The organism is Catenulispora sp. EB89 (genome assembly GCF_041261445.1).
In the GTDB taxonomy this organism is placed as follows: domain Bacteria; phylum Actinomycetota; class Actinomycetes; order Streptomycetales; family Catenulisporaceae; genus Catenulispora.
In genome coordinates this window covers 1-1,822 of sequence record NZ_JBGCCU010000060.1, presented here as the reverse complement: position 1 = coordinate 1,822, position 1,822 = coordinate 1, and the positions used below count along the sequence as shown (strand labels likewise).

Below are 1,822 nucleotides of genomic sequence, written 5' to 3'. Positions count from 1 at the left end.
TGGCCCCGCCGGCGGCCGCCCTCACCGGAGCGGACGTCAGCTACCCGGTGTACATCGACCCGGCGATCACCACGGGCAAGCAGGACTGGATGGAGGTCGACAACCAGGGCGGCCACGACTGGAACGACAACAGCCAGAACGCCAAGGTCGGCCTGTGCGATTACCAGAGCTGCCTTTCGCCCTATCGCACGATGCGCGCGTACTACCAGATGGATACCGGCTATCTGTCCGCGGGCAACGGCAGCCACGCCTCCGTGTACGACGCACATTTCTACATCACCCAGGTATGGAACGGCGCCAATGGGTGCACCGCCACTCCCGTGGACCTCTTCTCATCGGGCGGCATCACCAGCTCGACGACATGGCCCGGGCCGGCGATCTCGATGCTCGACCGCGTCTACTCCGGCGCCGGAAACGGTTGCTCCTCAGCATCCCTGAGCTTCAACGCGATCAACTGGGCGACGAGTGCCGCGAACGGCGGGTGGCCGAACACCACATTCGCACTGCGTGCGGACACCGAAAGCAACGATCAACAGTGGAAGCAGTTCAACAACGCGGCCACGCTGTCGGTGACGTTCAACTACGGGCCGGGCATCCCCGCGACCCCCACCATGACCGGTGCGGTGACCTGCAACGGGGTCAACTACACGTCGAGCAACACGCCGCAGTTCTCGACCTGGGCCGTCGACAACAACCCGTCGCCGCTGCACATGAACCTGAACTTCCAAGTGCGGGACCTGACGAACAACCTCATGTCCCAGGGCACCGCGTCCGGTGTCGCCTCGGGCCAGGGCGGCGGCGGATCCTGGACAAGCGGCGCGCTCCCCAACGCGCAGTTCCAGGTATATGCCAACGCGACCGACATTCCGACAGACAACGCGCAACCCATCACCTCGATATGGTCGGCGTCCTACTATTTCACCGTCCTGAACGAGAACCTTCAGGGAATCTCGCCGAAAATCTCTTCGTTCGACTTTCCGCAGGACCCTTACGGTAATGCACAATGGGGTGCTCCACAGGGCCGCGGGCAATTCCTGATCGCCGGAACCAGCAACGCCAACGTCGTCGGGTACGAGTACTCCTTCGACAGCAACTTCCAGAACGCCCCTCCGGTGTGCGGCACGACGACGCCGGGCTCTTCCGTGCCCGCGGGCAACGGCGGCACGGCAGTGGTCTCCGTTCCCTCCGGCACCGGCCTGGTCTTCGGCCACCACAGGCTGTACGTCCGGGGCTTCGACATGGTCGGCCAGCCGACGAACGTCACGGCGTACGACTTCATGGTCGGCCTGACCGTCATGCCCTCGACGGCCAACCTGCCGGCCACCGGCGCTGTGCACAACCCGTATCTCGGCAAGTGCCTCGACGACCTCAACCGGACGCTGGGCAACCTGGCCACGGTGGACCTCACCGGCTGCAACAACTCCGCCGCCCAGGTCTGGTCGTTCAAGTCCGATGGCAGCCTGCAGACCGGTGACCAGGCGGACGGCTGGTGGTGTCTGGACGTCGACAACGCCTCGACCGCGATAAGCACACCGGTCCACCTGCATCAGTGCAACGGCGGCGGTTCCCAGCAATGGACCGTCACCAACGACGGCAAGGGCGACTGGGCGCTCCTCAACCCCGAGTCAGGACTCTGTCTCGACGATCCCAACGCGTCCACATCCAACGGCACCGGACTCCAGATCTACACCTGCAACGGCAGCCCCGCCCAAAAGTGGATCGTCGATGTGGACTCCAACCGCTACGAGGGCCAGGACGCCGTCACGAGCGTCACGACCACCAACGGCAGTGCCCCTGGAATCCAGGGGGACGTCGGAGGTGT

At 64.7% G+C, this 1,822-nt stretch carries 1 protein-coding gene; it reads left to right on the top strand.

Annotation, left to right across the window (positions count from 1 at the left end; all coding sequences use genetic code 11):
• A partial coding sequence (locus ABH920_RS49990; protein ID WP_370356980.1) for a ricin-type beta-trefoil lectin domain protein occupies positions 1-1,822 on the top strand: 1,822 nt, incomplete at both ends.